The organism is Lentzea sp. NPDC005914, assembly GCF_040629405.1.
GTDB lineage: Bacteria > Actinomycetota > Actinomycetes > Mycobacteriales > Pseudonocardiaceae > Lentzea.
The window spans coordinates 59879-82407 of sequence record NZ_JBEXVQ010000020.1 but is presented as its reverse complement, the minus strand read 5'-3'; the positions used below and the strand labels follow the sequence as shown (position 1 = coordinate 82407).

General features: G+C 70.2%; 14 protein-coding genes. 7 read left to right on the top strand and 7 right to left on the bottom strand.

Going from position 1 to position 22529, the window contains the following annotated elements; genetic code table 11:
• The first annotated feature begins 46 nt into the window (after nt 1-46).
• Both ABZ345_RS27065 and ABZ345_RS27060 read left to right on the top strand, forming a co-directional pair.
• A complete protein-coding gene (locus ABZ345_RS27065) occupies nt 47-400 on the top strand; it encodes a hypothetical protein (protein WP_359854325.1) in 354 nt (117 codons plus the stop codon).
• Nucleotides 401-561: 161 nt separating this feature from the next.
• Nucleotides 562-1053, top strand: a complete 492-nt coding sequence (locus ABZ345_RS27060) for a metallophosphoesterase family protein (RefSeq protein WP_359854323.1) — start codon at nt 562-564, stop codon at nt 1051-1053.
• Here ABZ345_RS27060 and ABZ345_RS27055 read toward each other — a convergent pair.
• From ABZ345_RS27055 to ABZ345_RS27045, 3 genes are all read right to left on the bottom strand, one after another.
• Nucleotides 1046-3925, bottom strand: coding sequence for a discoidin domain-containing protein (locus ABZ345_RS27055; RefSeq protein WP_359854320.1), 2880 nt, complete (start codon nt 3923-3925; stop codon nt 1046-1048). The genes ABZ345_RS27060 and ABZ345_RS27055 overlap by 8 nt on opposite strands.
• Nucleotides 3919-6465: a glycoside hydrolase family 97 catalytic domain-containing protein gene (locus ABZ345_RS27050; protein ID WP_359854317.1), complete on the bottom strand. Its 2547-nt coding sequence runs from the start codon at nt 6463-6465 to the stop codon at nt 3919-3921. The genes ABZ345_RS27055 and ABZ345_RS27050 overlap by 7 nt, the downstream gene beginning before the upstream one ends.
• A 98-nt stretch (nt 6466-6563) precedes the next feature.
• Nucleotides 6564-7178, bottom strand: coding sequence for a hypothetical protein (locus tag ABZ345_RS27045; RefSeq protein WP_359854314.1), 615 nt, complete (start codon nt 7176-7178; stop codon nt 6564-6566).
• A gap of 19 nt (nt 7179-7197) precedes the next feature.
• Between ABZ345_RS27045 and ABZ345_RS27040 the strand changes: the two genes are divergently transcribed.
• The 5 genes from ABZ345_RS27040 (at nt 7198) to ABZ345_RS27020 (ending at nt 12229) form a co-directional block, all read left to right on the top strand.
• Nucleotides 7198-7356, top strand: coding sequence for a hypothetical protein (locus ABZ345_RS27040; protein WP_359854311.1), 159 nt, complete (start codon nt 7198-7200; stop codon nt 7354-7356).
• A 77-nt stretch (nt 7357-7433) separates the two neighbouring features.
• Nucleotides 7434-9272: an NACHT domain-containing protein gene (locus ABZ345_RS27035; protein WP_359854308.1), complete on the top strand. Its 1839-nt coding sequence runs from the start codon at nt 7434-7436 to the stop codon at nt 9270-9272.
• 119 nt (nt 9273-9391) lie between these two features.
• Nucleotides 9392-9586, top strand: coding sequence for a hypothetical protein (locus ABZ345_RS27030; RefSeq protein ID WP_359854306.1), 195 nt, complete (start codon nt 9392-9394; stop codon nt 9584-9586).
• Between the two features lie 363 nt (nt 9587-9949).
• Nucleotides 9950-10828 (top strand): ArsR family transcriptional regulator, encoded by an 879-nt coding sequence (locus tag ABZ345_RS27025; protein ID WP_359854303.1) that lies wholly within the window; start codon nt 9950-9952, stop codon nt 10826-10828.
• Between the two features lie 15 nt (nt 10829-10843).
• Nucleotides 10844-12229 (top strand): tetratricopeptide repeat protein, encoded by a 1386-nt coding sequence (locus ABZ345_RS27020; RefSeq protein WP_359854300.1) that lies wholly within the window; start codon nt 10844-10846, stop codon nt 12227-12229.
• Nucleotides 12230-14208: 1979 nt separating this feature from the next.
• On the opposite strand, the gene ABZ345_RS27015 is transcribed toward ABZ345_RS27020, so the two are convergent.
• From ABZ345_RS27015 to ABZ345_RS27000, 4 genes are read right to left on the bottom strand one after another with little or no spacing between them, the layout of a single operon-like run.
• A complete protein-coding gene (locus tag ABZ345_RS27015; RefSeq protein WP_359854297.1) occupies nt 14209-15327 on the bottom strand; it encodes a VWA domain-containing protein in 1119 nt (372 codons plus the stop codon).
• Entirely contained in the window at nt 15324-17525 is a 2202-nt protein-coding gene (locus ABZ345_RS27010; protein WP_359854294.1) for a DUF5682 family protein, read from the bottom strand. The genes ABZ345_RS27015 and ABZ345_RS27010 overlap by 4 nt, the downstream gene beginning before the upstream one ends.
• Nucleotides 17525-18595, bottom strand: a complete 1071-nt coding sequence (locus ABZ345_RS27005) for an AAA family ATPase (protein WP_359854292.1) — start codon at nt 18593-18595, stop codon at nt 17525-17527. The genes ABZ345_RS27010 and ABZ345_RS27005 overlap by 1 nt, the downstream gene beginning before the upstream one ends.
• Entirely contained in the window at nt 18592-22512 is a 3921-nt protein-coding gene (locus ABZ345_RS27000) for a DUF4132 domain-containing protein (RefSeq protein ID WP_359854289.1), read from the bottom strand. The genes ABZ345_RS27005 and ABZ345_RS27000 overlap by 4 nt, the downstream gene beginning before the upstream one ends.
• Nucleotides 22513-22529 lie beyond the last annotated feature (17 nt).

Genomic DNA, 22529 nt, shown 5'->3' with positions numbered 1-22529 from the left:
ACATCGGTCTTGTGCTTGTGATCGACAACCCACTGGGAGGAAGTGCATGAGAGTCGTACTGGGGTTCCTGCTCTCCGCGATCGCGCTCATCGGCGGATCCGGTGTCGCACTGGCGGCTCCGCCGTTGCCGCCCTACCCGACGGTGACGACGTGGGCCGAGGTGAACGTCCGCACCTGTGAGGCCACGTCGTGCCCGATCGCGTGGACGCTTCCGCCGGAGACCACCACCATCGGCATCTGCTGGACGCGCGGCGAGACCGTCAACGCCTATGGCATCTACAACAACATCTGGATCAAGGTGAGCGGGATGGACGGCGGCCGCTACATGGCGAGCGCCATCTTCTTCAAGGGCAACGAGCGCGCCAACCTGCCGTACGAGAACGACTGCGGCCCTTACTAGGCAGCAGCACCGGGTGTGGCCGCCGGGGTTCGCGGACGGCCGCACCCGGTTCGGAAGGAGTGGCCGGATGAGACGTCATGAAGCCAGAGGCGGCCATGCCCAGCGAACGGGCTGCCTCGACGTGCTGCGTCGCACGCGTTCAGGGGATACGGTCGGCAGGCGTGAGAGTCGTCGTGCTGTCCGACACCCATGCGCCGCGGTTCTGGAAGCGGTGCCCACCGGCCGTCGCCGCGCATCTGCGGTCTGCCGACCTGATCCTGCACGGCGGTGACGTCTGCGTCGCTCCCGTCCTCGACGAGTTGTCCGAGTACGCGCCTGTGGTTGCGGTGTGCGGCAACAACGATGGGCCCGACGTGGTGGCGTGGGGTGCTCCGGAGACCGTCGAGTTCGACATCGAGGGGATGCCGGTCGCGATGATCCACGACAGCGGGCAGAAGACCGGCCGGCTGACCCGGATGCGCCGGCGCTTCCCCTCTGCCCGGCTCGTCGTGTTCGGACACTCGCACATCCCGTGGGACGAGGCCGAGAACGGGTTCCGCGTCTTCAACCCCGGTTCGCCCACGGACAAGCGTCGTCAGCCGCAGGGCACGATCGGGCTGCTCGACATCGTGGACGGTGCGCTACTGGACGCGCGCATCGTTGCCGTCACTTGAGCCCACCACTAGTTACCGAGATGCGTGTGAGCGACGCCTGACCCGGCCGCCACCCGGTCGAGACGGCCACGTACCGGGCGGCACCACCAGATCCGTAGTTCCTGCCGTCGACGCTGTAAGTGATGGTGTGCGAGGGCACCGGGCCGTCTGTCCACTTCAGACGAACTTCGACCTGGTGCACCGCCCCGAGGTCGACGACCATTCGCCCGTCACGTCCCGGCGTCCAGGCGGTGTTCGGCGCACCGTCCACCGCGGCGGCCGGATCGCTCATCCCGGGCGGCAGGACGGAGCAGGGGAACGTGACACGGCCCAGCGCCAGGTCGTCGAACGGGAACGCCTGAGCGCCCGGCATGGTCACCGTGCGCTCGGCATGTCCGAGCACGATCGCCAGGGTGCCGCCGTCGCGATGGGTCAGCGTGAACCGCGCGGGGCCGCCGCGGAACGTGACCCGCCGCCCGTCGTGCACCACGGCGGTGATGCCGGCCGGGATGCCGCGGGCGGTGAACCACGGCGCCTCGACCCGTGCGGTGGCGGCGGCCAGGGCGAGTGCGTACTCGGTGCCGTCGGCTGTGGTGAGCTGCGTGCCGCGGTACAGCCTGCTGCCGTGCAACCGGACCGTTCCGGTGACATCGGCGTTCGAGAGGTTGAAGAGGCTGAAGTAGCCGTCCGCCGTGCTTGCCCGTACGGAAGGCGGGCACTCCGGTGCCGGTTGCGCCGAGATCGCCCGCAGATCAGCGCGTACGTACCCCTCGACGACTCCCGGCGGCAGGACGATCGTGTCGCCCTGCACCGTGATCGGCTCGGCGGACCGCGCGACGAACCCCGCCCGTCCGTCGACGTCGAGCCAGCCCGTCGTGCTCAGGTCGGGTCGCGGGTACTCGGCCGCCGTCGTCCACGCGAGGCCGTCGGCCGAAGTCTCGATCCGGTAGGCGCCTGCCGCCGCGGTCTCCCAGCGCAGCCGCGCGCTCCGGATCGTCGTGGCAGCACCGAGGTCGACGGCGAGCCAGCTGTCGGCCCGGCCGCGTTCCGCGCGTGCGACCGCCCAGCGCGTGGCCGGATCACCATCGGTCGCCTTGGCGGGCTCCATGCCGGGATCGAACGACGACGCGGTGGTCGGCCGGCCACGAGAACCGTCCACCTCGAAGTCGAACAACGAGTAGCCGTACGTGGGATGCGGCCGCACGCCGACCATCCGGACGTGCCGTGCGGACACCGCAGGAAAGGTGAGTTCGTCGACCCGGAACGCCTCACGTGCCCGCACGGTCACCCGGCCCGCGGCACCCGTGTAGGTGCGGGAACCGGTGAGCCCAGGCATTCCCGCCATCGCGAGGTTGTGCACGTCCACCCGTCCAGGCCGGGGGAGAGCGCACACGACGGTGCCGGTCGGCAGGGTGGCGGTGCCGGCGAACCCGTCCGCGAACGCCAGCACGCTCGCCGTGCCGTCGAAGCCATCCCGAACTCGTTGGTACACAAAGGTATTGCGCCCCGTGACAGCGGCGGAAGGCAGCAGCATCGGCGTGGCGCCGCTGATCTTGAACAGCCAGTCGTCGTGCGAAGGCTGCCACGCGAACTTCGTGAACCCCGGCTTGGTCACCGTGCCCGCCCACGCGGCGCCGGACTGGTGAGCCAGCAGACCGGGCCCGTCACCGTGGTCGATCGCCAGCGCCGCTCTGGCGAAGAAGTCCGGGACTGGACGTGCCGGAGGGCGCAACTCGTGCAGCAGGTAGCTGATCGCGAGCTCGGCGCGTGCCTCGGGCTCGTACTTCGGCTCACCGGAGAACTTCGCGAGCCGGTACTCCGGCGGGTGTGCCTGGTAGGCGAGCAGCCGGGAGGCGAGCGCCGTTTCGGCCCACGCGGCCATGGGGTCGCGCAGCACCGTCGAACGGAACGCGAGCGGGATGACGTCGCGACCGTACAGGTGTTCGCGGTCGTCGACCATCGGCATGAGCGGCTCACCGGCGTCGCTCATCGTCGCGAGGATGGTGCGCCACAACAGTTCGCCGTTGGGCTGCTTGAGGAGCACCTCGGGCAGCGGCCGGCCCGCGAGCAGGAAGTGGATGGCGTTGCGCCCGGAGGTGCGCCACAGTTCCGACTGGTAGTGCGGGCCGAACGAACCGTGGTTCTCCACGAGGAAGGTGTCGTACAGGTTGACCGCGGTGTTGGCCGAGATCGGCACACCGTCCACTGTGGAGGGATTGGTGAGGTCGGCGGCCGGCAGTCCGGCCTCGTTGCGGCTCCAGCGCCCGAACGCCTCGCGCCAGCCGGGTCCGTCGCCGTGCCAGGCGAGGCCCGGTGCGAGCGACTGGGCGTAGACGCCCATCTCCTCCAGCTTGGTGTCGCCGCGATAGCCGCCGGCCAGGCCGTTCGGTGTCCAGCTGCCCGAACGCGGGTCGTTGCCGGTGCCGAGCGACGTCGTGTAGTCGGCCTGGCCGCGGGTGATCGCCTCGACGTTCGAGCGTGTCGCCGTGTCCAGTTCGGGCCAGAGCAGGCGGGCGGCGAGCACGAAGTAGGACTGGAAAGTGGTGTCCCAGAACAGGGTTTTGCCCCACTCGCTGCCGCCCGCCAGCACGTTGCTCGCGGCGAAGTGCCGGATCGTGGCGAGGGTGCGCTGGCGCAGCACGTCCTTCTCGATGCCCGCCAGCGCCGCGTCGTAGGTGCCACGAGTGAGCAGGACGGCGTTGCCGAGCACGACCGCGAACCCGAAGTCCGCGCGCCGGTAGTGGCCAGCGACCGGGTCGTACTGCGTCTCGGCCCACCTCGTGTGCCGCAGCAGCACCTCGTAGTAGGTGTCTTTGACCTGGGCGAGCGTGATGCTCGGTGCGACGGCCAGCAAACCCGTGGCGTACAGGAACTGCCTGCGGTTGATCAGCACGCCAGCACCGCCTCCGCCCAGTCCGCGTGGTCGAAGTTGCGGCCGTCCCCGCCGTCGGTGACGCGCAGGCTCAGCATCCGGACACCGGCCACGTCGACGTCGATCGGCACCGCCGGACCCTTCCCGCGCAGGACTCCGCTGTCGTACAACGGTTTGTCGTCGCCGAACACCTGGAACGCCACCGAGCCCGGCTCGCCGGTCTCGTCGTCGAGGCCGATCTTGGCGCTGAACCGCGAGCAGCCGCGGCCCAGGTAGACCGAGACCTCTGACGGCGCGTGCACGCCGAGTCCCTTGGCATACGTGACGCCACCGATGGACAGGGTCGCGCCGTCACCGCCGGAGCTCTCGCCGTTCGAGCGATCACGTTCGACCGGTCCCCACCCGTTGGTCTCGCTCATGAACGGCAGCCCGCTCACCTGCGCGCCATCGGCAGGCGCCGGGGGTGGCACGAACGCCTTCACCGCCTGCTCGACGTGCACGTCCGCGAACGTGGCGACGACAGGAACGTCGACAGTGCCGATCCCCGGTCCGACCCGCAGCTGCCACCGCCCGCTGACGGACTCACCCGGCGCGAGCTTGCGCCGCTGCACGACCGCGCCGGACACCGTCCACCCCTGCGGAGCGAGGGCCTTCAGCACGACGTCGCGGATCTCCTGCGTGCCGTTGGTGAACGTGCCGTTCACCTCGAGGGTCGAGCCCACCGGTGCGTCGGCGGAGGCCGGGGTGACGGTCAGGGTCGTCTGCGGGATGTGGCGGATCGGCTGGTCGCATGTCTGCAGGCCGGGCCGGTTTCGGCAGATGACCGCCGCGAACCCGCCGTTGCGCCGCACCGGCACGTCGAGGCTGCCGGTGTTGCCCAGCACCTGCCGGTCGCGCACGACATCGCCGCGGTCGGCGGGGTCGCGGACGGTCTCCACGAGCCATTGCCCGCCGCCGAGGAATCCCAGCGATGCCTTGAGAGTGCGCTGGTCAGTGGCAATGCCGCCGACGAACCACCGGTCGCCGTTGCGGCGGGCGACGACGGCGTGCGTGTCCGGATCGCCGTCGAGCAGCCGCGTCTCGTCCCAGACCGTCGGCAGCTGGTCGAGGTAGCGCAGGGCTTGCGGATGCCGTTCGTACGCCTCGGGTTTGTCCGCGAAATGCGTCCAGCCCGACTCGTACACGACCGGCAGCGCGGTCTCGTGCGCGATCGAGGCCTCCTTCGTACCGACCTCCAGGGACACCGGGGTGTAGTCCATCGAGCCGGCGACGTTGCGGGTGAAGAACTGCACGGGGTTGTTGGCGGCGGGCGGCATGTTCTCGGCGCCGCGCACGCCCTCCATCGTCATCACGTGCGGCCAGGTGCGGGCGAGGCCGTGCGGGATCGTGGAACCGTGGAAGTTGACCATCAGCTGCAGGTCGGCCGTCTTGCGCAGAACCGCGTCGTACCACCGGTAACGGGCCTGCGAGTCGGACTCCATGAAGTCGAGCTTCACGCCCTTCGCACCCCACTGCTTGATCCTGGGCAGCACGGTGTCGCGTTTCTCCGGCGTGTCGAGGTCGCTCCACCGCAGCCACAGCAGGATCTCCACGCCCCGCGCACGGGCGTAGCGGATCAGCTCCGGCACCCACTGCGCGCTCCAGCCCTCGTCGACCAGCGAGTACTCCCAGCCGTTGCGCGCGGCGAAGTCCACGTACTGCTTCTGCCGCGCGAAGTCGCTCGGGCTGGAGTGCTCGCTCAGCCACGACCACGCGACCTTGCCGGGCTTGATCCACGACCTGTCGCTCACCAGCGCGGGCGTCGCCAGGTCGTCGACCAGCGTGGACGTGCCGACGGTGGCCAGGTCGCCGACGATCGCCGTGCGCCACGGCGTGGTGCCCGTCGACTCGGCCTGTGCGTCAGCGAGCACGACCTGGAAGCCGTTGCCGCTCCTGCGCAACCTGCTGCCGGAGTACCTGCCGTCCACATCGGACTCGGTGAGCAGCGCGAAGTCCTGTCCCACCTGGAAGAGCGACGGGTAGCCGAAGTCGCCGGTCGCCGCGCTGGCCGTCGTGCGCACGCGGTTGGCCTCGTACCAGGCGTTGTAGGGGAGCAGCCACGCCTTCGAGTCGGCGGCCACGGTGAACGCCGACGCTTCTCCTGTGACGATGGCGGTGTTCGGCAGCACGTAGCGATAGGCGACACCGTCCGGAGCCGCGCGCACGACCAGGTCGAAGGTGCCGGTGGAGTTGCGGAAGCTCAACCGCGTCTCGGTCATCCGGCTGGCGCGCTGCAGCCGTTTGCCGGTCGACATCTCGTACCGCTCCATGACAACGCGGTCAGAGCGGCCGGTGAACGCCAGGTCCTTCGTGAGGTCGGCGGTGGACGTCGTGAGGCCGACCGGCGCGGGCTGCAGGACGGTTCTGCCCTGACGCAGCACGGCCAGTGTCAGATTCCCGCTGGTCAAAGCAACTTTCGCGGTGACCTGACCAGGTCCCGCGACCGTCCAGGCCGACGGCGCGGCGGTGGCGGGCACGGCGGGCAACAGCAGGGCGAGCACGATCGCGAGCAGTCGTGACATCGTTGTCAGCTCCCAGTGTGAGACCGCTCCCATGGTCTGGGGGCCGAGCGACACCGGTCAAGGGGCTGATAGTTATCAGTCCCTTTGCGGACAGCCCGTCACATGACGACGATCTCGATCTCCTCGCCGAGCTTGGCCCCGCCCAGCAGCTCCAGGTCGTCGCCGCTCCAGAACTTGCCGGGGTCGTACCAGTTGGGCCTGCGCGTGGGCAGCAGCCCCATCTCCTCGTACGTCACGGCCACGATCTCCGCGCAGAAGGCGCTCTCCAGCGTCGCGTCCCCCTTGGGCCGCAACGGAACGCGCCCGCGTGCCCACCGCGAGGCGAGCTTCGCGGTCGACGGGAACGGCGTGCCGTCCAGCCGCGCCACCGTCTTCAACGCGGCGTCCTCCATCTCCCGCGTCACGGCGTGGTCGAGCTGCCGCAGCCACACTCGCTGCCCGTACTTGTCGTGCCACGTCACCACCGCGTCACGCAGGTCGTGCAGCTGCGCCCCGCGTTGATGCGTGCCGCTCCACATGTCCTTCAGAGACTTGCCGAGCTCCGCGTGCCACATCAACGGCGGCAGGTCGTCCAGCACGATCGCCATGCCCACGTGGTTGACCGGGCTGTTCGTCACAGCCTGGATGGCCCTGTCCGCGGCGCTGCGCCCGCGGAACACCCACACGTCACCGGTGCGGGTCATCTCGACGGCTCGGTCCAGGGTTGTCGCCATAGCCGGATAGCCTAGGCACATGAAGCTGTGGAAGGTGATCGGTCTCGCCGCGTTCGCGGGTGTCGCGGCCAGCGGCGTGGTCGTGGCCCGCAACCAGCGCCGCCGCGCCGCCTACACCCCTGACCAGGTCAGGGAGCGTCTGCACCAGCGGCTGAGCGAGGCCTCGCGCTCGGAATGAGCCGGGGGAGACCCACGCGGTTGTAACGAACCCTGTTCTTTCGCGACCAAAAGGACGCGGAACTCGGGGAGGTAGTGATGGCCCATCGCCACGTTGTGATGGTCGCGATCGGGGTTACCACCGTCCTCACCGTCCTCGTGGGCCTAGTGGTCAACATCGCCACCGGGGGCACCAAGCCTTCGCTCGTCTACGGGGCGATCGCCGTCGTGCTGACGTTGCTGCTGGCTGGTACGACGATGTGGCTCTTTCGCCTCCAGACACCCGATGGGCTGAAAACCCTGCTTCGGGCGCACGTCGACGAGTACGGACGCCAGGACTGGGCCGCGCGTGCCATCGCTCTCGAGGTCGTGGACGACCAGGGCCGCCACGGCGACGCCAGGGAGATGCTGTGCACCTGGGCGCTGCACGGGACGACCAGGCTGCTGGTCGTCGCAGGAGAGTTCGGCAGCGGAAAGACGTGGTTGCTGCGGTGGCTCGCCCATGACATGGCAAGGCGTGGCCTGAGCAAGTGGCGAACCGCGCCAATTCCCGTGCTGATCGAGCTCGGATCGCTGCTGGACAAGGACATAGCGACGCGGGGCAAGCTGCTGGCGGAGTCGGTGCCGCGCCCTGTCGCCGAGTCGGACCTCGATGGAAGGCGGGGTGCTGTCCTCCTGCTGCTGGACGGCCTCGACGAATTACTGGCTGACGCCCGTTCGGCGGATCGCGTGCGCGCCACCCTGCGCGGCATCGTCAGGGCTGAGCCGACGTCGACGCGGTTTCTCGTGGCGTGCCGCGCTCACCTCCTCGAAACAACCGACCTGGTTCAAATGCTCGGAGAGGTCATCGCCGACTCCGACCGCCAGGACTCGACCCGCTCAGTGGTGCAACGTGCGCTCGGTCAGGTCAGCCTGCCCGGTGTGGTGTGCATCGAGCCGGTCTCGGAAGGCAAGGCCGGCACCTATCTGCTCGGGTCGAAGGCAGGCCGTCTGTGGAAGTCCGTGCAGGATCAGGAGGCGTACCGCGAACTTGCGCACGTCCCGTTCACGATCTTCTTGCTGGAGGAGGCGCTTCCCCACCTCAGCGATCAGACTGGACGGATCGACCTGCCGATGCTGTACGCGAAAGCGGTCGAAGCGTGGCTGTCGCGGTGTGACCTGACCGCCACCGACCAGTCGATCGCTCGCCTGAGGCTGGAGGAGCTGGCGCGCGCGGAGTTCGCGCTCCGCAAAGGCGAGATGCGGAGGAATGTGGCCGATGTCCTCGGTCGGCAGCCGTCCGAGGCCGACCAGATGCTCCTCGACTCCGGCATCCTCTCCCACCTCGACGGGCGAGCCGACTTCCGCCACTACTCCCTCTTCGAGTACTTCCTGGCCTGTGCGCTCCACCGGGACATGTGCACGTACTCGTCGCATCTGCTGAGCCGGATCAACCTGATCTACATGTACAACGTCAACAGGTTCCTCGTGCCGATGCTGATGCGTGACGAGGTGTCCGTCGCTGGACGAGGTGAGCTGGTGTCGTGCCGGGAGTACTCGATGTTCATGGCGGAGACGGGGTGGCGGCGGGAGGGGTATGGCATCTGGCCGTCGATGGACGCGCCCAACGGCAAACGCGCCAGCACAGCCGGTCATCCGCTCGATCTGGGTCTCAACGACCGAGGCGTCTACACGGCCGCCGACAGGGACGGTGATGTGCCGATCACCGGGGTGTCCTGGTACGACGCGCACGTCTACTGCCGCCACCGCGGTATGAGGCTGCCGTCGAGCGATGAGCTGGCAGCGAGTACGGACCTCCGCGGGGAGTGGTCGGCGACCTGGCACAGCGAACCGGATTCCCAGCTGGCCGCCCTGATGCCGGAAGGACTCGTCGGTCTGAACCCGGATCTGCGCCTGCCGGCGCTCGGATTTCGTGCCATCGGCCCCAGCGGATCCTGAGGCTGACCCACCTCGTCATGCGTTCGCGGAAATCTTTGTGGAGCTCGGAATGAGTCGGTAGGCCGTCTCGGACACCGCTCCGGCCTTGTCCGGGCACGGCCGACACCACCGCGTCCGTCGTGAGCGTCAACGCCAGCTCCACACCGGCGCCCAGCACCGCCAGTGCCACCGCGATCGCGCCATGCCTCTCGGAGAAGCCGACGATCGTCGGGCCGCCCGCGCTGACCAGCAGCGCGATCGCCCGGGCCCGGCCCAGCAGCCGCGCTGCCGGTCCGATCACCACGATCATGAGCATGCCCGTCGTAACGGCGTAGCTCGGCGTCCCGGAACTGCAGCTGCGCATGGACGTCGCTGCCGCTCGCCGGCGTCGGCAAATCGATTCCGACGGGCTTCACCGACACCGCGTGGATCTGATTTCCGTGCACTCGATGGGGTGACGCCGTCGGATCTGCCGTGGCGCGACCAGGCGACGCCGGAAGAGCGTGAACACACCCGTGACCTGCAGCTGAGCTCGCCGAGCAGGCGGGACCGCTCGTCCGAGGTTGTCCACTGATCGTTGTCAAGTGGAACAGCGCTGACACTGGACAACGAGATCTGCGTACCGTCGGAAGTGGTTGTACTCCGGGGGGAGCCAAATGCCGATCGTGTTGTCGGAATCCGCGCCCAAAGGTCGTGGGTTGACGATTCTCTTCGAGTTGGAAGATCTGGCGCGGACGCGGTTCGCATCGGCACCGCTGCCGATGTACGAGCTGGTGTTCACGGTGCACAGCGGGACCTGGGACCGCCTGCTGCTGCCGCAGATCCGCCCGCTCGCCGAGCTGGTCCGGCCGGGACGGTTCATCCCGGACTTCTTCAACTCCGCGCGCCCCGACTTCGACGAGGCCGTGCGCCAGGTGCTTGACACGCCCTCGACGAGGGTGCGCGACCAGATCGCGAGCATGCTGGGCACGACGTCGCCGTGGCTGCGGTCGTTCGCGGCGGGCACGCCCACCTCCAGGCAGGACCTGCGCTCCGCTTTGAACGCGGGTTATCGCGACCTGCTCGGCAACAACTGGGCCGAGACGCGCCAGGCGTTCGACGCGGAGGTGCGGCTGCGGTCGTCGCAGGCCGTGTCGCGCGGGCTGGGGGACCTGCTCGGCAACCTGCACCCGTCGATCTCGTGGACCTCGCCCGCGCTGCACGTCGAACTGTCGTGGGACACCGAGATCTCGTTGCGCGGCACGGGGATGCTGATCGTGCCGGTGCTCAACGGCCTGACCCGCCCGGCGGTGTCGATGTTCGCCGAACCGCAACCGCTGCTCTTCTACCCCGTGGCGACCCCGCAGCCGGGCGGCGCCAGCCTCGAACTGGCGCTCGGCCGCACCCGGACGCTGGTGCTGCGCGCGCTGACCTCCGAACGCACGACCACCGAGCTCGCCAAGCACGTGGGCATCAGCCTGCCCACCGCGTCACAGCACGCGACCGCCCTGCGCACCGCGGGCTTCGTGTCCACGCATCGCAACGGCCGATCGGTCCGCCACCGCCTGACCAGACGTGGCTGGGAACTGCTCAACTGAACCTGGGAGGACCGCATGGCCGCGCTGCCGCGGTACCGCACCGACCCGAGCTCCCGCGCGCTGGCCGTGAGGCTGCGCGCCCTGCTCACCGCTCAGGTCCCCGTCGCCTGCGGTGTCTACGCGGGCCTTTCCGCTCCCGGCGACGCCTCTCCGTTGCACGCCAGGATCACTCACGCGATGGCCTCGGCGTTCGCGGAGGGCGCCTCGGCGGGCGTGCCCCGGTTCGAACTGCCCCCTTCGGCCCAGCTGCGGTTGCTGACGGCGGCGAGCTGGGGCCGGATCGACGGCGCCGGCGCGGACATGGCGGCGTTCCCCGCCGACCTCGCCTCCGACCTGTGGTGGCGCGTGCACGAACGCGCGTCGGACTCGTTGCACACAGCCGAACGCCGCGTCGCCTGCGACCTGTTGCTGCGCCTGGGATATCCGCAGCGCGCGGCCTCGGTCATCGGGTTCTCCGTCACCGACGCCCGCCGACTGGTGCTCACACCCGACCTCGCCATGCAACAGCTCGCGGTGCTGCGCTGGCACGCCCCGGCCTCCGTGGTGGAGTCGATGGCGCTGCGCGGCGCCCGATCCGGCCTGCCTCCGCAGACGCGGCGGGAGCTGGCGTTGTTCGTGGTGTTCCGCAACGCTTTCCGCGGCGCCGACTCGACCTCGATGCAGGCCGCGGCCGCCCTGGCCGTGAAGGCGTCGTCGGAGCTGCCGCACAACGGTTTCGCCGGCACACTCCACCGGGCGCGGCTGTACCGGGCGATCGCGGCGGTTCCCTTCGCACGGCACGACATCGCGGAAACGCATCGGCTGCTCGGCCGCGCGCTGGAGTGCCTGACGTCCGCCGCACCGGGCTCGGCGGAGATCGACCAGCTGGCGTGGGCGGACGAGGCCTACGCGCTGTACTGCTTCCTCGTGCGGACCCACCTGTCGATCGGCCTGGGCGAGCGCGCGGTCGAGTACACCCGCGAACTGGTCTCGCTCAGTCCGGGCGACGACCGCACGTGGGTGTTGCGCGGCGAGGCGTTGGTCGCCTGCGGCCGGTTCGACGAGGCGCTGGAGGCCTACGCGCGCGGGGTGTCACTCGGAGGCTGGGGTGCGGCGCGTGCCGCGTACCTCCGCGGGTTCGTGCTGGAACTCGTCGGTCGGGTATCCGAGGCCGCGGAGGCCCACGTGCTGTCGCAACGCATCGACCCGACGGCTTCGGTCGTGTCAGCGAGCGTCGGCCGTGACCAGCAACCGCAGATGCGCGCGGAACCAAGTGTCCGCGGCCGGGGCGTCAGCGAACGCCGTGACGTGGCCAGCCGCCGTGCGCAGGCCCGTGCGGTGCAGGTGCGCGCCGACCTCGCGCGCGCGGGCGAGCAGGCTGTCCGTGAGGTTGTCCAGGCCTCGATGCGCCGCATCGGCTAACACCAGCAGCGCGCTGTCGACCGCGGCGCTCACCGGGTCGGACATCGTCGCGCCGGGTGGCAGCGGTTGCGGTGTTGTGTTTGTTGCCAGGTCCAGGACCACCACGCCCTTGTCGGTGTGCACGGCAATGGGGTCGACGACGAGTGTGCCGCGGTGCCGGCGGACTGTGCCGGTGATCGTCGTGGGGGTGGCGCGCAGGGCGGCGGCGAGGGCGTCCAGGGCGTGTGGGGCTATGGCGCGGTGTGTGGCCTCGAGAACGCAGCGGGTGGCGGGGGTGGGTGAGTGGGGCCAAGGCTCGGTGCTGGGTGGGGTGTGCGGTGTGGTGGTGGGGTCGTGGGGTGCGGGGGCGGCCGCGTGCGGTGCGGACTCGGCGCTGGGTGGGGTGTGCGGTGTGGTGGTCGAGTCTTGGGGTGCAGGGGCGATCGCGTGCAGTGCGGCCTCGGCCCCGGATGAGGTGCAGTGCAGGCTGGTAGTTGGGTTTCGGGCCAGGGGCGGTGCGGGCTCGGCGCTGGGTTGGGTCTGGTGTGCCGCGGTGGTCGGGGTTTGGACGGCCTGGGTCGGTGCGGGTTCGGCGCTATGTGGGGTGTGGTGAGGCGTGGTGCTCGGGTCTTGGGCGGCTGAGGTCGGTGCGGGCTCGGGGCTGTGCGGGGTGTGGTGCAGCGTGGCTGTCAGCCGTTGGGCTGCGGGGTCGTAGGCGATGTCGGTCACCTCGGTGACGCGGACCGCGCGGACCAGTTCGGCCTCCACCCTCGCGCGGACCTGGCGTGGTGGTAGCTCGGCCAGGTGCGCGGCGGCTGCGTCGTAGTCGTCAATCACCAGTGCGCGTGGCAGGTCGTCCCAGGACGTGCCTACCGGTGTGAGCGAGGTTTTGGCCACCCTGCTGGTTTTCAGCGTCACCGCGCGGCTCGCGCTGCGGGTCGCCGACTCGGACACGATGTTCGACGCGGCCAGTTTCTGGGCCGTGCGCAGGGCGGTGTCGCGTTGCACCAGCACCACGTCGCCCGAGGCGAAGTAGACGTCGGCCGTCGTGGCGGTGCGCAGCCGGGCTCCCAGCGCGGTCAGGCGGACTCGGCGCAGCGGGGTTTCGGCCGGCTCGTCGAAGCCTAGGAGTTCGGCGCGCGGGCCCGTGGCGGTGGTTCGGGCGTGCAGTTCGGTCAGCAGGGCGGCGAAGTGTTGGGCCTCGTAGTCCGCGCTGCGATGGCGGTAGGCGGTCAGCTGGGTCAGCAGGTCGGTGATCACCGCGGCCGGCCAGTGCAGGCGCTGGGCGGTCAGGTCGCGGTGCAGGCGTTGCCAGCCGGCGTCCAGGACCTCGCTCGCGTTGGTGGCGCCGTCGAGCAGCAGCTGGTCCAGCAGGTCGGTGACCGCGGTCAGATCTGTTGCCGTGGTGGGAGATCCGCCCACGTCGACGGTGTCGGTGGCTTGGGCGTCGGCCTCGCGGAACGCCCACACCGCCAGCGCGGTGGCCTCGTCGCGGTTGACCGCGTCCGTGTGGACGTAGGACAGGTCGCCGGGCACGAGGAACGTCACGGTGCAGGTGGGGAGTTCGGCTTGGGCGGTCTGGTCTTGCGCGGTCGGGCGGCGGAGCTTGGCGCGGTAACCCGCTTGCAGCACGCGGCGGGCTCGGCGCAGCGTGCGGTCGCCCATCAACGCGGTGAGGTCGTCGTCGCTCATCGTGCCCGGAGACCACAGTTCGGCCGGTGCGCTCGACTCCTGAGTGCCTTGGTAGGCGAGGACGACGGCGATGCGGTGCCGGCACACGCCCGCGGCGCCGCAGCTGCACGTGGCCGCGTCGAGTGTGGTGGCGGGTGGCAGCGTCGTGGTGGTGCCGTCCGGGAATTTGCCGTGGACGGTGCCGGCGGGGTCGGTGTCGAGCGCGGGGACGGCGCCCGCGTCGAGTTCCTTGACGGCGCGTTTCACGAGGCCGCGGTTGGCCAGGGCCGCGAGCGCGTCCGGGGTGAGGGCCAGCAGGTCGGGTCTGGTCACGCGAGTTTCTCCGCAACGAATTCCGCTAGTTGGCCTGGGGTCATCGCGCCGACGTGGGCGCCCGCGTTCGCCAGGCGCTGGCCCAGTCTGCGGTCGTAGTCGGGGTTCGCCTCCTCGTCCAGCGCCGCCAGGCACAGGACGTGGGTGCCCTGCTCGCACAGGTTCTTCACCGTGCGGACCAGGTGCTCCTCGTTGCCGCCCTCGTAGAAGTCGCTGATCAGCGCGACGATCGCGCGGCGCGGGCTGTCGACGAGGCTCGCCCCGTAGGCCGTGGCCTTGGCGATGTCCGTGCCGCCGCCGAGCTGCACCTTCATCAGCAGCTCGACCGGGTCGGTCACGTCGGAGGTCAGGTCGACGACGTTGGTGTCGAACGCGATCAGGTGCGTCTTGAGGCCCGGCAGGCTCCACAGGCAGGCCGCGGTGACGGCCGAGTGGATCACCGAGCCGGTCATCGAACCCGACTGGTCGACCAGCAGGATCACCTGCCACTGCTCGACGTGCTTGCGGGTGCGGGAGAAGAACTTCGCGTGCTCGATCGAGAGCTTGCGCTCCTCCGGTTGGTAGCGCTGGAGGTTCGCCCTGATCGTGGCGCGGAAGTCGAAGTTGCGCGAGTTGCGGTGGATGCTCGGCCGGCGCGACCTCGTGCCGCTGAACGCCTGCCGCACCTCGGTCTTGAGCTTCTCCATCAACTGCCTGACGACGGCCTCGACGATCTTGCGCGCCATCGCGAGCACGGCCGGGTTCATCAGGTGCTTGGTCCGCAGCACCGCGCGCAGCAGGGCCGGGTTCGGCTCGATCCGTTGCAGCACATCGGGATCCGTGACGATGTCGGTGATCTCGTAGCGCTCGACGGCGTCGCGCTCGAGACGTTCGATGGTCTCCCTGGGGAAGAGCAGGTGCACCTGGTCCAGCCAGTCGACGGTCTGCAGCACCGAGTCCTCGGTGCCACCCTTGCGCACACCGCGTTCGGCCAGCTCGGGATCGCGTCCGTAGAGCCACTCCAGCGCGGCGTCCCGCTGAGCCGCGTCGCCTTGGAGAGCGCCGGCGCAGCGCGAGGCCGGCTCGCCGAGGATCAGCCGCCACCGCTCCATGTCGTTCTTTTCCGGGTCCGTCATGCCAGGCCGCCCTTCGCCAGCAGCGCGTCAACGCGCTTCTCGACCGCCAGCGCTTCCGCCACGACCATCGGGTCGCCGGTGAGACGCGTGACGCTCCGTGCGTCGCCCTGGACACCGCGATGACTGAGAACCGTGGCCGCGATGGTCTCGCGTTCCCTGGGCGGGAAGTAGCTGAAGGCGAGCCGCAACGCCGGCAGCGCCACCAGGAACTCCTCCTCGGTCATCGCGCTGACCAGCTCGTCCAGCACACCGACGAGATCCGGGCTTGCCAGCACCTCTTCGCGTGCCACCGCGAACAACCCGGCGAGCCAGTCGCCCAGCGCCTCGATGCCGCGGACCTTCCGCACGTCCGGCTGCGCGCCCAGCGTCCACGCGAGCCCGAGCGCCGCACCGCGCAGATCCGGCGGCGCCTGCACGTCGTTGCTCACCCGCGTCGCCACACCCGTGACATCTGCTGTGTCCAGTGACAGCGCGGCTTTCGCGTGCAGCACGGCGTCTCTGGTCGCGGCCATCGCCCGCAGCCGGTTCGCGTCGGCCGGCGCCGCACCGCCGTGCAGTCCCTCGATCAGCCAGAGCACCCTGGCCGTGCCCGTGTCGATCACCGCGCCCAGCAGCGGGTCCTTGGCCGTGCCGAACAACCTGTCGTGCCGCCACAGGCCGAGCACCCCGGTCAGCACGTGACCGAGCGCCGCGAGGTCGCCCGTCTGCTTGACGCCTTCGTTGAGGGACTCCTTGACCCTGCCCGACAACGTCGTGATCCCGCACAGCACCGCCTCGAACAGGATGCCCGCCAGCTGGTCCAGCTGCGCGTGCCGGGAACGCCGCTCCAGCGCCACCCCGGCCGCTTCCTCCAGCGTGGCACCGTTCTCGGCGGCCTCGATCAACGCCGCCAGCCGATCCTCCACCGGCTTGAGCGTCCACTGCTCGTCCAGCTGCGGCTTCGCGCCCGCCGACGGTCCGCTCGTGCGCTCGAAGCCCGGAATCCGCAGCACCCGCAACCGGTGCAGGATCCTGCTGCGCTCCAACGCGTTCGCGTCCGTGAGGTCGAGCGCGATCTTGCCCTCGTGATCGAGCCCGTGCGTCCGCAGCAGCTCCTGCACGGCGTTGACCAGCGGCGGTGCCGGCGTGTCCCGGTGCAGCCGCCCGACCCTGTCGCCCCTGAGCGCGGCGATCATCTCGACGAGCGCCGGATGTGCGCCGAGCTGCAGCGTGCCGCGCCGCGTCCACGGTGGCGGCTGCGTGAGGTCTTCGGAGATCAACGCGCTGGTCAGGCCGTCGAGCACGTCGGTGCGCGCCAGGTTCTCGTGCCCGCGCAACCGCGCCAGCGCGCCGGCCTGGGTGTGCGCGGCGATCAGGTCCGCCGTCGACACCGGCTGCCGCTTGCCGCGCAGCCGGGTCGCCACCGACTCGATGAGCCAGTCCGCTGCCTTCTGCGCGCCGTTCTCCCAGACCTGCTGGTAGTAGCCGGGCGACGGCATGCCCGACTGGTAGCCGGTGAACGCGTCCAGCCGCGCGTGCGAGTACGGAACCAGGTAGCTGGCGCCCTGCTCGCGTTCGGGCACCTCCGGCCACTCGGCGGCTCCGTCGAGCCTGGCCTTGAGAGCGGCGGTGTGGAAGCCACCGGTGACCACGACGACCGGCCTTCCGCTTGCGTGCTTGACCGCCGCGCGCACCCAGCTCGCCATGTACTCCTCGCGCGCCGCGTCGCCGTCGTCCGCGGTGGCCGTGCCGCGGAGCAGGTCGAAGTACTCGGCCATGCCCGTGGGCTCCTGCTCGGACTCGAACAGGTGGTCCCAGAGCGCGTCGACGTTGTCGACCGCGAACTCACGGCACAGTCTCTCGACGACCTCGGCGTACCGCAGCTCGGCGTCGGCGTACCTGTTGGTGACGTGGTGGAACGCCTTGTGCCACGCGGGAAGGTCGATGAACCTGACCTCGGCGTGGTGGCGGCGTGCCTCGGTGATCGCCACCCACTCCGGCGAGTAGTCGCAGAACGGCGACCACGACGCGTGCTCGCCGGAGTAGCTGAACAACGCGACCGGCAGCTCGTGTCCCAGCAGCAGCTCGTCGATGCGCTCGTTGAAGTCGGCCGGGCCTTCGATCAGCACGTACGCCGGCCGGTGTTCCTGGATGGTGGCGGCGACCAGCCGGGCACAGGCGGGACTGTGGTGCCGGACGCCGACGAACACGGCCCCCATCAGCCGGGCAGCAGGTGGCGGGCGCGGTGCAGCTCCTGCCACTGCTTGCCCCTGCGCCTCGGTGCGTGCTGCTCCAGATACCTGCGCAGGCGGGCCAGATCCTCCGCGTTGTCCTTGGCCGCCGTTCCCGCCAGGCACTCGACGACGTCGGCGGCGGTTCCGGCCTCACCGCGCAGGAACCAGCCCCGCAGGCCCACCGCGTGCGCCACCGACACCGCCTCGGCCGTGCTCATGACCGTGGTGAGCCGGTCGGTGCCTTCCCGGAGGTCGCGGAAGGTCCTGACCAGGACCTCCAGCACGTCCCGCTTCGGTGCGAGCTGCACGCCGGAGCGTTCCAGCAGCTTCGCCGCCTCCTGCTCGACCAGTGCGAGCTCGGTGTCGAAGTCCGCGATCGGGAACACCGTCTCGAAGTTGAACCGCCGCTTGAGCGCCGCGCTCATCTCGTTGACGCCCCGGTCGCGTGTGTTCGCCGTCGCGATGACGTTGAACCCGTCCTGCGCGAACACCATGCCGTCCGGCCCGTTCAGCTCTCCGATCGCCATCACGCGGTCCGACAGCATCGACAGCATGCAGTCCTGCACCTCGAGCGGGCAGCGCGTGATCTCCTCGAACCGCACGACCTTGCCCTCGGCCATGCCGCGCAGCATCGGCGCCGCCACCAGCGACCGCGGCGACGGTCCTTCCGCCACCAGCAGCGCGTAGTTCCACGAGTACTTGATCTGGTCCTCGGTGGTCGCCGCACCGCCCTGGATCGTCAGCGTCGACTCACCGCTGACCGCCGCCGCGATCAGCTCGGACAGCAACGACTTCGCGGTTCCCGGCTCGCCGACGAGCATCAGCCCGCGGCTGGTGGCCAGCGTGACGAGCGCTCTGTCCACAAGCGACGGATCGCCCACGAACTTCTTGGTGATCTTCTGCTTTTCGTGGCCCACCACGAACTTGCGCGCGGCTTCGAGGCTGAGCGCCCAGCCGGGCGGTCTGGGGGCGGTGTCACCGTCGCGCAGCCGCGCGAGCTCGTCCGCGTACCGGACCTCGGCGGGCGGGCGCTGCGCCGTCTGAGTGCTGGTCATGACTGCAGGGACTCCAGTTCGGAGAGGAGCTCGGAGAAGGTGATCGGGTCGACGTCGAAGGTGCTCGGCGCGTTCTTCGGCGCCGACCACTCGCCGCCGCCGTCGGGGGAGAACCACATGTCGGGGAAGCTGACCTCGGGGAAGACGTCGACGGCGCCCACCGCGATGCCGGGGTCGAGCGAGGCGACGAGCGCGCCGCCGCCGGGGAACGGCCTGGTGATCCAGCACTCGACGCCGCCGTCCTGGGGCTCGCCGCGGACCCAGCCCTTCTTGGTGAGGCCGAGGACCTTGCCGATCGGGAACGTCACGTCGCAGTGCTTCTTGAGGGCGGGCAGAACGTCCTGCGGGGAGCCGGCGAGATGGACCGGACGGCTGAGCTGCGGGAACGGCTGGAGGATCTCGTAGTCGGCGAACACCTCGCCCCAGGCGTTCAGCGAGTCCTGCAGATCGACCGGGTGGACCACGCGGACCGTGGCGTTCTCCGGGAGCGTGAACTCGTCGTCCTGCGCGTCGGCCAGGGTGCGGTCTTCGGCCAGCCGGAAGGACACGCCCTCGTCGGTGATCCACACCAGGCGGCGGACCAGGTGCCACAGCAACGGATGCGCGGCGAGGACGGTCTGGAACTCCTCGGCGGTCCACGTGCGCTGGTCGACCATCGCTCGTTCGAGGCGCTGGATCTGGTCGGACGCGACCGTGCGGACGTCCTTCTTCAACGCCGCGAACCGCTTGTGCTCCAGCGGCGCCCTGTCCTGGTCGTCCTTGACGCCGGGCTTCGGAAGATCCTTGCGGCGCTTGCCGTCTGGGTCGAGCACGTACGGCTTGAGCTGCTCGTCGAAGCCGACCGTGAACTGGCGAGGGCCGTAATCGATCACCAACGTTGCCGCGTCGTCCAGGCCGAGGCGCGGGACCAGGCGGTCGGACAGCTGGTCGCGGGACAGGCCCAGCTCGGCGGCGATCTGGGTGACCTTCTCCTGGGCCTTGTTCTTGAGGCCCTTGAACGACACCTTCTCGGCGATGCTGTTGAGGTGCGACAGCGCCACCTCGGTGCCGATGTCGGCGAGGACGTCGAGACCCGCGACGGCCCTGGCGTGCTGGCTCTCGCCCGGCCAGTTGCGGATCAGCGGAGACAGCGCGCGAACCGTGGAGTCGTCGCCGAACCAGCCGAGCGCGGAGAGCACCCAGCCTTCCTTCGACGGGCCACCCGCCTTCTGCCATTGCTCGAACGCGGCCCAGGCGAACGCCGCCAGCGACGCCGGGTCGAGCGCCTCCCGGACGATCGGCAGGCCCGCGTAGACCTCGCCGGGCTTGGACAGCGCGGCCGTCATGAGCAGATGACCGGCGGCTTCGGGCGACAGCGCGTGCCTGCGGTCGCTCAGCAGGACCTGGGGGAGCAGGCGGGTGTCGGCCCACTCGCCGATCGAAGGCAGCTTCGCGGGCAGGAAGTCGATCGGGTCGACGGACAGCACGACGTCGATCGCGGCCCCGGCACCGCACGATGCGGCGATGGCCGCCACGTCGACGCCGATGCCGTTCAGGTAGCGGATAGCGGCCTCGGCGCTGCGCCTCGCGGCACCGGCCTTCCCGGCGGCCGCGGGGATCAGGAGGCGCGCGGCCTGGTCGCGGTGCCGGGCCAGCCACTCGATGGCCCAGCGCCGCGGCTGCTTGGTCCTCGCGAACCAGTCGGCCATCACCGCCGCCACCTCGGCGGTGGCGAAGGGCAACAGGATCACCCCGCCCGAGCCGGGGCTGGACTGGGCGAGCCGGATGAGCGCGTGCACCGCGTCGAGGCCGAAACGTGCGGCGAGCTGCTTGCCCCACTCCTCGACGCCGTAGTGGTAGGTCGGCTTCCACTCGGCGAGCAGCGGCCTCACCTCGTGCTCGGGTGCGAGGAGGAAGAGGTCGTTGTCGTAGTAGCCGGCGCTGCCCGACTTGAAGTCCTCGAGCAGCTTCCGCCAGTCCTGGTGGCTGGAGATCCAGTCGCTGCCGGACTTCAGCCACCGCTCGCGTTCGCCCGCTTCCCACGCCGTCGAGGCGTCCGGCACCGGCAGATCGTTGAGCACCACGGGCTTCGCCTGCGGGCGGCGGTTCAGCCACGGCGGTGCGGCGAGCAGCGGCGGCAACTGGTCTGCTCGGGCCTCCGGCAGCGTCTCCGCCTCGGTCTTGGCGAGCACCGCGGCGACCTCGGCGGGCACTTCGAGAGTCGGGTTCGACGTCAGGTGCGCGCCGAGCAGCCGCCGCACGTCGTCGTTCCTCGACACGCGCTTTCCGAGAAGCCTGGCCGCCCGTACTGGGAACGCGGCCATCGCGGACAGCAGAGCCGGGCGCACGTACTTGGAGTCGAGACGGTCGAGCAGGATGGTGAACGCCTCGTCGGTCGGCAGGGCCGCGAGGACCTTCAGCGTCAGCTTGCGGCGGTCCGCGACCTGGTAGTCCTCGTCGAGCCCCTCCGCGAGCAACGGAGCGCTGGCGGGCCCCAGCACGTACAGCGCCGTGTACAGGACGAAGGCGGAACTGGGCAGCGAACGGCCGGCCTTGACGAACTCGTCGTACGTGCTGGCACTGCACGGCAACAGCCACCACGTCCCCTGGTGGGGCAGGGCGCACACCTCGTCGAACCAGTCCGTCCGCTCGGGCACCAGAAACGACCGCAGTTCCCGCGCCTCGGACGTCGCGGCCAGCTCTGCCAGCTCTGCCTCTGCGGCCGCACGCTGCGCGTCGTCGGCCACCGCGATCGCGTCCCGGGCGGCGAGCAGCATCTGGCCGGCGACCTCGGTGCGGCTCGTGTGGAACTGGCCCTGCCGGCGGTGGAGGCAGACGTCGGTCCACTTGCCGCGCCATTCCTGGGCGAACGCCAGACCGATGAACTCCACGGTGGCGGCGGCGGTGAACGCTACGCCGTGGTCGGCGATCCAGGCGTGCAGCGACGGCAGGCCCGACTCCGTGATGGTCGCGATCGCTGCCGCGCCAACGGGGTTCGGCTTGCCGGCCAGGTGATCGCGGGCTGCCGCGATCAGGTCCGGGTCCGAGTCCTTCACGGACAGAGCGCGTTCGATCGTCTCGCTCTTGTCGGTGATTTGCTGGCGGGCTTCGGCGGCTTTGGCGGGGTCGACGGTGAACTCCGGGGCCGGGGTGAAACCGCGCTGCCGCACCACGTCGCGCAACCAGGCTCGGGGCATGACCCAGGTGTCCTCGTCGACGGCGGGGGACTTCTCGGTTGCGGGAGTGGGTGGGGGTGCGTCGGCTGCGGGAGCGGTGGTGCGGGTAGTGGCGAGGGAGTTTGTGGTGGTGCGGATGGTGGCGGGAGATGCGGTGGTGGGTTGGCCGGTGGCGGGTAGAGCGATGCCGGGTTGGGCCGTGGCGGGAGAGCCGGTGGCGAGTTGTGGGGTGGTGGTGCGGGTAGTGGCAGGGGATTCGGTGGCGGATAGGGCGGTGGCGTGTGGAGTGGAGGCAGGAAAGGCGGCGGTGGGAGAACCGGTGGTGGTGCGCGTGGTGGCGGCAGGGGATTCGGTGGTGATGTGAACGGTGGCGGCGGGGGGTTCGGTGGCGAGTTGAGCGGTGGTGGGAACGCCCGTGGTGGGCGGGATGGTGACGGGGGAGTCGGTGGTGGGTTGGCCGGTGGAGGGAAAGCCCGTGGTGGGTTGGGCGGTGGCGGGTGGAGCGGCGTTGTGGCCGGCTGTCGCTTCAGCGGCGGGCGGCTGCGTGGCCGGAGCTGAGCCGACTGCGACGTAGCCCTTCTTTTCCTTCTCCGCCACCAGTTTCGCGACGTGCGCCTCGGCCGCCTCGACGGACGCCAGCTCCTTGGTCTGGGTCTGGCCGGCCGTCTGCAGCCGTCCGAACCGGACGGTCACCGAGGCGCCGTCCTGGCCGATCTCCCAGAACTTCGCCGAAGCGCCCGAGACGAGCTCCCACCTGCGCACTGCCGTACCCCCTGGGG

Excerpts from the sequence above, each read along its gene's own strand:
- ABZ345_RS27065 (WP_359854325.1), top strand. The coding sequence starts at position 47 with ATGAGAGTCGTACTGGGGTTCCTGCTCTCCGCGATCGCGCTCATCGGC.
- ABZ345_RS27005 (WP_359854292.1), bottom strand. The coding sequence starts at position 18,595 with ATGACCAGCACTCAGACGGCGCAGCGCCCGCCCGCCGAGGTCCGGTAC.
- ABZ345_RS27045 (WP_359854314.1), bottom strand. The coding sequence starts at position 7,178 with ATGGCGACAACCCTGGACCGAGCCGTCGAGATGACCCGCACCGGTGAC.
- ABZ345_RS27020 (WP_359854300.1), top strand. The coding sequence starts at position 10,844 with ATGGCCGCGCTGCCGCGGTACCGCACCGACCCGAGCTCCCGCGCGCTG.
- ABZ345_RS27015 (WP_359854297.1), bottom strand. The coding sequence starts at position 15,327 with ATGACGGACCCGGAAAAGAACGACATGGAGCGGTGGCGGCTGATCCTC.
- ABZ345_RS27010 (WP_359854294.1), bottom strand. The coding sequence starts at position 17,525 with ATGGGGGCCGTGTTCGTCGGCGTCCGGCACCACAGTCCCGCCTGTGCC.
- ABZ345_RS27035 (WP_359854308.1), top strand. The coding sequence starts at position 7,434 with ATGGCCCATCGCCACGTTGTGATGGTCGCGATCGGGGTTACCACCGTC.
- ABZ345_RS27050 (WP_359854317.1), bottom strand. The coding sequence starts at position 6,465 with ATGTCACGACTGCTCGCGATCGTGCTCGCCCTGCTGTTGCCCGCCGTG.
- ABZ345_RS27040 (WP_359854311.1), top strand. The coding sequence starts at position 7,198 with ATGAAGCTGTGGAAGGTGATCGGTCTCGCCGCGTTCGCGGGTGTCGCG.